Source organism: Streptomyces sp. NPDC097981 (assembly GCF_040302565.1).
Taxonomy (GTDB): Bacteria; Actinomycetota; Actinomycetes; order Streptomycetales; family Streptomycetaceae; genus Streptomyces.
In genome coordinates this window covers 1-7,101 of the sequence record NZ_JBEORW010000115.1, presented here as the reverse complement: position 1 = coordinate 7,101, position 7,101 = coordinate 1, and the positions used below count along the sequence as shown (strand labels likewise).

Genomic DNA, 7,101 nt, shown 5'->3' with positions numbered 1-7,101 from the left:
GCAGGACGGCGTCTCCACCTGCAAGGACTTCGAACAGAGGTTGCCGGATCTTCGGCGTGCGGGAGATGACCCAGTCGCCTTGGGGCGGGTCGATACCGCCGAGGGCACCCACCTGGTCTTCCTGGCCGCCGATCAGAAGTCATGCGTGGCCGTGCTGTAGCAGCGGCCGGCCTGTCAAAGTTGAGACAGGACACCGTCACGCGGATCGAGGTCCGGATGGCTGGGGCCGCTTCGTGTGCCCGACTCGCCACAGGCCCCCGAAACGCAAGAAGGCCCGTGCCCCCTGCGAACGCTTCGCGGGGAGTACGGGCCTTCGTATTGACGCCGGGGTCAGGCGGCCGCCTCGGGGCGGCTCAGTCCCGGGATCTTCTTCTTCCAACGGTCCCACAGGGTGGGGTGGGTGTGGCGCCAGGCGACGCGGTCGAGGCGCACGGGGTCGGTGTAGCGCTGGGAGAGGCCGCAGGTGCACTCCAGGTTGTAGGGGAGCGGCTGGGTGTCGTCGCGGGTCGTGGTGACGACGACGCGGTCCCCGTCGTGGGTGCCGTGGTAGGTGCCGACCCAGAGCTGTGTGAGCATCGCGATTCCGATCTGTGTGAAGGGATGGCGCCGGGGCGGCCGGGCTCGTAGCCGGCGGCCGCCCCGGGCCGACTGAGGGTGAGCGGTTCGGGTCCTACGCGGTCGGCTGGTCGGTGACCACGAGGAACTGGTCGGAGTCGAGGTCCATGACGACCCGGGCGTCCGTGCCCTGGTCGCGTTGGGCGGCGGCGTATTCGTCGGCGGGCCAGGATCCGCGGGGGTGCCCGGCGGGGAATCGCTCCAGGACCCTGCGCTGCGCCGGAAGGCCGGTCGTCATCGGGGTCCGCCGTTCTCGAAGGCGTCGATCAGCTCGCCGATCGCGTCGGGGCTGGCGGCCTCGCCGATCCAGCGACCGGAGGTGGTGAACACCGGCACGCTGTCGTGGTCGGCGTTGAACACGGCCGCGTAGTCGCCCCAACGCTCCAGAACGAGCTCGTACAGCACGGGGGCCGGCGCGGCCTCCAGGACCTCCAAGGCGTCGACGGTGAACTGCGCCGGGGCCTCGGGGTCGTCCGGCTGGACGGCGGTGCCGGTGATGCGCAGCAGGTCGCCGGGCTGGATCTCGCGCAGCAGCACGTCGGTGATGCGAGGGTCGCCGGTGGTGCAGGCGTACACGGTGTCCGGGGTGTCGGGGGCGATCCGGGCCGCGTCGGCGGGGGAGTGGATCAGGTCGAACGTGGCGGTGCCCCAGCGGGTGCCGGGGGCCGGGATGGCGTCGACGTAGCCGTCGATGACGAGGTGTGTCCGGGAGCTCATCAGTGGGCCTCCGCCCGAGTTTTGGTGGTGCGGGGTCGGGGGGTGTGCTGCGCGAGCACCAAGAGCTAGCGGTTGCGCCGCTGCTGTTCGGGGGTGAACGGCCGGGCCTTCGCGCCGTGCCGGTGCCAGAGCGGCGAGGCCGGCGGTTCGGGGTAAGCCAGGGCGTGGTCGACGTCGTGCGGTGTGGTGCTGGCCATGAGGGCCTCCGGGTGGAGGGGTTCAGGCGTGGTCGTCATCGCGCCGGCGCTTGGGCTGGACGTCGGAGGCGAACCTGCCGAGGCGGGCCTCGGTGGGGTTCGCGGCGATCCAGGATTCGGCGCACGCTTTGCGGACGGGCTCCCCGTAGTGGGAGCGCATCGGCGTGCCCTGCCCACACAGCGCGCAGGGGCGGTCGGTACAGCGGTCGAAGTGCTGGGCGTCACGCCAGTCCAGCAGGCCGCCGGGGACCGGGATCAGGCCCGGTTCCCACAGCGGCTTCCTGCGACTCCTGCGGGTCACGGCCGCAGGTCGGGCAGCGGCTGAAGGACTTGGTCCACGAGGGCCTGCGTCGGCTTCCAGGCCGGGAGCGCGCCCGTGTCGGGCACGGGCAGCGGCAGTTCGTGGACGTCGGCAAGGACCAGGTGGTGCGCGTCGCGCTGCGCCCAGGGGCTGGTGCAGCGCTCGGGGCCCTGGTCGAGGTGGCAGTCGGTGAGCCGGGCGACGCCGATGACTGCGCCGCGGTGGAGTTCGCGGCCGCGGATCGTGGTGGCCACCAGCGGGTCACGCAGCAGGGCGGGGTCCGGCTTCGCCTTTCCGGCGTGGATGAGGACCCAGCCGCGCCAGGGCCAGTGGGCGGGCCTGTTCTCCGGGGTCTTTCCGGCGAGGATGCAGGTGGCCCAGGGCTGGCGGATCGTGATGCCGCGGATCCAGTCGCCGCCTTCGAGCCCGGTCATGCGGCACGGTCCAGCGCGGTGCCGGGGCGGCCCTGCCGGCGGCCGTTGACGGTCGGCGTCTGGAGGTCCTCGATCTCCGCCCAGCCGTACCGGCCGGAGTGCTTGGTCCGGTACATCGAGACGTCCGCACCGCGCAGCAGAGCGGGCAGGGCGCGGATGCCGAGATAGTCGGGGACGGCGGCGCCGACCGAGGCCGCGACCGGGAGCGGTCCGGCCTGGGTCGGCACGGGCTCTCGGAGTACACCCATCAGCTGCTCCAGGCTCTGCTCCATCGCGCGGTCACCGGCCCGGGTGTCCACACGGGTCGCGACGGCGAACTCGTCCCCGCCCAGGCGGCCGACGACTCCGTGCGGCCCTGCCCAGTGGGCGAGGCGCTCCCCGGTCGCGGCGAGCGCAGCGTCACCGGCGGCGTGGCCATGGGATCTGCGCCTCGGTGGCGGCGAGCGGTCCACCCCCGCGTCGGCGGGGAGCACAACATCAACCCGAGCAAGCGCATCCCCCATGTCGGTCCACCCCCGCGTCGGCGGGGAGCACACGGTGCTGGTGGTGAAGAAAAGGTTCGTCTCCGGTCCACCCCCGCGTCGGCGGGGAGCACCTGTGCAGTGGCAGTGACCATCCTGCAGCCTCCGGTCCACCCCCGCGTCGGCGGGGAGCACGCCGAACATGACGTGGGTCCGCGGCTTGCCCTCGGTCCACCCCCGCGTCGGCGGGGAGCACCGCTTCCCCAACTCAAGATCGGACACGTAGCTCGGTCCACCCCCGCGTCGGCGGGGAGCACCCGGGAGGGGAAGCCGGTCCTTGCTTCCAATCCGGTCCACCCCCGCGTCGGCGAGGAGCACGGCATGCCCGGCACGCCGCCCCTGGCCGAGGCCGGTCCACCCCCGCGTCGGCGGGGAGCACGGTCTCCAGGACCGTGTTTCCTGGGCTGTTGCCGGTCCACCCCCGCGTCGGCGGGGAGCACATGCACGCCGCCATGCCGCTGCTGTTCATCGCCGGTCCGCCCCCGCGTCGGCGGGGAGCACGCGGGGGCGCCCTGGCCCTTCATCTGCTTCCGCGGCCCACCCCCGCGGCGGGGAGCGCCTTGCGGAAAAGTGCCATGATGGCGTCTCCATCGGTCCGCCCCCGCGTCGGCGGGGAGCACGAAAGGCCGTCTGACCTGCGGCGATCCTGCGGCTGTCCACCCCCGCGTCGGCGGGGAGCACTCACCGTCGTGGATCAGGGCCCAGCCCGAGGGCGGTCCACCCCCGCGTCGGCGGGGAGCACTCCGAAGAAAACGAGATCTCCGGGGAGCATGTCGGTCCACCCCCGCGTCGGCGGGGAGCACATGACCCGGGCGTTCGACGGCATCTCCGGGATCGGTCCACCCTCGCGTCGGCGGGGAGCACGCGTTATCGAGTGCCCTGGGCAGGGACCTCACCGGTCCACCCCCGCGTCGGCGGGAAACACAGCTGCGCCTGCGGGGAGGGCCAGCCCTGGCGGTTCGTCTCCACGTAATACTCCAGCTGTAGATCGTGATCTTGCTGGTCCGGGATGCGGTAGGGGCCCCTGGAGCGGCACGTGTCAGGACACCGGCACTCCCCCGTCCCGCAGCCGCCCGGCGAACGCCCGCGCGGCGGCCAAGTCCCCGACGTTCGGCCGCTGCTTGTTGATACCACCGACGAGCTTGAAGGGCGTCCAGGTGTCGAACGCCCGGCACGAGAAGCTCCCGTCCAGCTCAAAGCCCTTGCCTTCGAGTAGCTGCACCAGGGGGCGGGTGAAAGGCGCCAGCGGTATCTCGGGGAGCCCGCTGGTGGCGAACACGAACGCCCGACCCCGCCTGGTGGGAAGTGCCTTGACGAAGTCGGTCAGGCGGGGGTGGAGCCTGCTGTAGAAGACGCCCGAGCCGAATCCCAGGAGGTCGGCGCCGGCCAGCTCCGTCAGGTCGGCCTGCTCGGGGGAGACGACCTTCGCGCCCAGTACCTGGGCCATGCTGTCGGCGACACGACGCGTATTGCCGTGCGACACGGAGGTGCACACGATGACGGCCTTCATCCTCACGATCCCTTCTCTCGGTTCCGTAGTGAGGACAGCGCAACGACGTCAGATGTGACACCACTCGAGTGTGATGGCAGTCACGCCATATGAGGACAGAGGCAAGCTCCCGGCCGTTGATCATCGTGAGTTGTGTGGACTTACGAAGAGACGGTGGCCGCAGGTCACAACATAGATCCCACGCGTTGGCGGGTGGCGTTCGAGGTCGCCATGGGCCGGATCGCGGGCCGGTTCGCGCGGGTCGAACCCCGTCTGCGGGCCGGGCGGTTGGTGCTGGGCCTGCTGTCGGACCTGCCGCGCAAGAACTGCTGGACGATCGCGGAGTGGGCTGGGGAGGTCGGCCCGCACGGCATGCAGCATCTGTTGTGTCGGGCCGCCTGGGATGCCGATGCCGTGCGTGACGATGTGCGCGAGTACGTCGTCGAGCATCTCCACGACGAGACGGCGGTGCTGGTCGTCGACGAGACCGGCGACGTGAAGAAGGGCACCCACACTGTCGGGGTCCAGCGTCAGTACACCGGAACGGCCGGGCGGATCGAGAACTCCCAGGTCGCTGTCTACCTCGTCTACGCTGGCGAGCGGGGTCACGCGGCGGTGGACCGGGAGCTGTACATCCCGCGCTCCTGGACGTGCGACGCAGATCGCTGCCGGGCAGCGGGGCTCGGCGAGGACACCGTCTTTGCGACCAAGCCGGAGCTGGCTCGCGTGATGATCGAACGGTTCCTGGACGCCGGACACGAAGTGGGCTGGGTCACCGGGGATGAGGTCTACGGCGGCAACCCGAAACTGCGCACGGCTCTGGAGGAACGCGGCATCGGCTATGTACTCGCGGTGGCCTGTTCGGCCGAAGTGGCCACCGGTGCGGGCACGTTCCGCGCTGATGCCTTCGTGAAGAAGGTGCCGAACCGGGCCTGGCAGAAGCAGCCCTGGGGCACAGCTACGGTCCACCCCCGCGTCGGCGGGGAGCACGCCCGGAAATCAGCCCGAATCTGCTCGCTGCACGGTCCACCCCCGCGTCGGCGGGGAGCACACGACGCCGGCCTTCGCGGCCTTCGCTCGGGCCGGTCCACCCCCGCGTCGGCGGGGAGCACGCGTCAGCGGCCGCCACGGAGTCCTCCGCCGCCGGTCCACCCCCGCTGTCGGCGGGGAGCACGGGAGGCCGGGCAAGCCCCCCTCCGAGGGGGGCGGTCCACCCCGCGTCGGCGGGGAGCACATCGTGGCCATGTATTCCTCCCAGCGGGCGAGCGGTCCACCCCCGCGTCGGCGGGGAGCACTCGAGGATGAGCTGGATCTCGGCGCCGCACTTCGGTCCACCCCCGCGTCGGCGGGGAGCACCTCGCCTACGTCGGCGCCCTGCTCCGACTCGTCGGTCCACCCCCGCGTCGGCGGGGAGCACGGGCTCGGAGGACTCCAGACGGGCCATGAAGTCGGTCCACCCCCGCGTCGGCGGGGAGCACTGGGACCTGGAGGCCAACCATGACGTGATCGTCGGTCCACCCCCGCGTCGGCGGGGAGCACTTCTCAGCGGCGCGCAGTCGGCGCACCTCCCGCGGTCCACCCCCGCGTCGGCGGGGAGCACCGGTCACGTGGGCCGAAAAGGTTGGCGACAAACGGTCCACCCCCGCGTCGGCGGGGAGCACACGTAGTAGCCGTTCACCGTGGGAACGTTCATCGGTCCACCCCCGCGTTGGCGGGGAGCACTCCAACCGGGCTGCGTCGATGGGGGTCGGCGTCGGTCCACCCCCGCGTCGGCGGGGAGCACGCCGAGTCTCCGGCCGAGAAGAAGCCCGGGCTCGGTCCACCCCCGCGTCGGCGGGGACCACCAAGCCCGCATGTACATTGCCGAGCTCGCCGTCGGTCCACCCCCGCGTCGGCGGGGACTACTCCTGGTACTGGCCGTACGCCGAGGCGAACGCCAGCTCACCCCCGCGTCGGCGGAGACTACACGACCGTCGTCGGCAGCATGCTCCTGCACTGCGGCTCACCCCCGCGTCGGCGGGGAGCACGGAGAACTGCCCAAGACCAACGGACAGCGCTACGGTCCACCCCCGCGTCGGCGGGGACCACGCGACGCTGGAGTACTCCAGCGACTGGCAGTGCGGTCCACCCCCGCGTCGGCGGGGACCACATCTGCTGAACAGCCATGGTGCTGCCTCTCTACGGTCCACCCCCGCGTCGGCGGGGACCACCTTGTGGAGCCCTCGAACTCGGGACGGTCCAGCGGTCCACCCCCGCGTCGGCGGGGAACACGCCCGGCCTCAGGCGGTGAAGACGGAGGCGATCGGTCCACCCCCGCGTCGGCGGGGAGCACGAGAGTCTCACCACCAGAGCTCTGCCCTCTGGCGGTCCACCCCCGCGTCGGCGGGGAGCACGGCATCGGCGTCACCAGCGGCCTGGTCATGGCCGGTCCACCCCCGCGTCGGCGGGGAGCACGCCCGGCCTCAGGCGGTGAAGACGGAGGCGATCGGTCCACCACCGCGTCGGCGGGGAGCACGGCGGCACAAGTCGCCGCCCGTCCCGCGCTGCCGGTCCACCCCCGCATCGGCGGGGACCACTGGCGCTTCACCACCCGGCTGCACGTGCTCGCCGGCTCACCCCCGCGTCGGCGGGGAGCACAAGCGCCTGCCCGTCGTGTGGCGGGCACCGTGCGGTCCACCCCCGCGTCGGAGGGGAGCACCCGGCCTTTCGCCCAGGCCGCAGTCACCGGGACCGGTCCACCCCCGCGTCGGCGGGGAGCACAGCTGGACGTCGTCCTCCATGACGAGGTTGAGCGGTCCACCCCCGCGTCGGCGGGGAGCACTCCTCG

General features: G+C 72.1%; 7 protein-coding genes, 2 pseudogenes and 4 CRISPR repeat arrays. Of the genes and pseudogenes, 1 reads left to right on the top strand and 8 read right to left on the bottom strand.

From position 1 onward, the window contains the following. Positions 1-330: 330 nt before the first annotated feature. From ABTY04_RS39890 to ABTY04_RS39855, 8 genes and pseudogenes are all read right to left on the bottom strand, one after another. Positions 331-576: a hypothetical protein gene (locus ABTY04_RS39890; protein WP_352218333.1), complete on the bottom strand. Its 246-nt coding sequence runs from the start codon at positions 574-576 to the stop codon at positions 331-333. Positions 577-670: 94 nt separating this feature from the next. Then, positions 671-853, bottom strand: coding sequence for a DUF8839 family protein (locus ABTY04_RS39885; RefSeq protein WP_352218332.1), 183 nt, complete (start codon positions 851-853; stop codon positions 671-673). Further along, positions 850-1,332 (bottom strand): hypothetical protein, encoded by a 483-nt coding sequence (locus ABTY04_RS39880; RefSeq protein ID WP_352218331.1) that lies wholly within the window; start codon positions 1,330-1,332, stop codon positions 850-852. Before ABTY04_RS39880 ends, ABTY04_RS39885 begins: the two co-directional genes overlap by 4 nt. A gap of 65 nt (positions 1,333-1,397) precedes the next feature. Continuing rightward, a complete protein-coding gene (locus tag ABTY04_RS39875; protein ID WP_352218330.1) occupies positions 1,398-1,529 on the bottom strand; it encodes a hypothetical protein in 132 nt (43 codons plus the stop codon). A gap of 22 nt (positions 1,530-1,551) precedes the next feature. Continuing rightward, on the bottom strand, positions 1,552-1,830 hold the full coding sequence (locus ABTY04_RS39870; protein ID WP_352218329.1) for a hypothetical protein: 279 nt from the start codon (positions 1,828-1,830) through the stop codon (positions 1,552-1,554). Further along, positions 1,827-2,264, bottom strand: coding sequence for an ASCH domain-containing protein (locus ABTY04_RS39865; protein ID WP_352218328.1), 438 nt, complete (start codon positions 2,262-2,264; stop codon positions 1,827-1,829). The genes ABTY04_RS39870 and ABTY04_RS39865 overlap by 4 nt, the downstream gene beginning before the upstream one ends. Beyond that, positions 2,261-2,674: pseudogene (locus tag ABTY04_RS39860) on the bottom strand (diguanylate cyclase domain-containing protein); the annotation flags it as partial. The pseudogene ABTY04_RS39860 and the gene ABTY04_RS39865, both read right to left, overlap by 4 nt. A 34-nt stretch (positions 2,675-2,708) precedes the next feature. Further along, positions 2,709-3,286: a CRISPR direct-repeat array (repeat unit 29 nt; unit sequence CGGTCCACCCCCGCGTCGGCGGGGAGCAC). Positions 3,287-3,375: 89 nt separating this feature from the next. Next, a CRISPR array of direct repeats spans positions 3,376-3,710; the repeat unit is 29 nt; unit sequence CGGTCCACCCCCGCGTCGGCGGGGAGCAC. 114 nt (positions 3,711-3,824) lie between these two features. Further along, positions 3,825-4,295, bottom strand: coding sequence for a flavodoxin family protein (locus ABTY04_RS39855; protein WP_352218327.1), 471 nt, complete (start codon positions 4,293-4,295; stop codon positions 3,825-3,827). 210 nt (positions 4,296-4,505) lie between these two features. On the opposite strand from ABTY04_RS39855, the pseudogene ABTY04_RS39850 reads away from it, so the two are divergent. Beyond that, positions 4,506-5,189 (top strand): annotated as a pseudogene (locus ABTY04_RS39850) (IS701 family transposase); the annotation flags it as partial. Between the two features lie 350 nt (positions 5,190-5,539). After that, positions 5,540-6,179: a CRISPR direct-repeat array (repeat unit 29 nt; unit sequence CGGTCCACCCCCGCGTCGGCGGGGAGCAC). A 92-nt stretch (positions 6,180-6,271) separates the two neighbouring features. Further along, positions 6,272-7,095: a CRISPR direct-repeat array (repeat unit 29 nt; unit sequence CGGTCCACCCCCGCGTCGGCGGGGAGCAC). Positions 7,096-7,101: the final 6 nt, after the last annotated feature.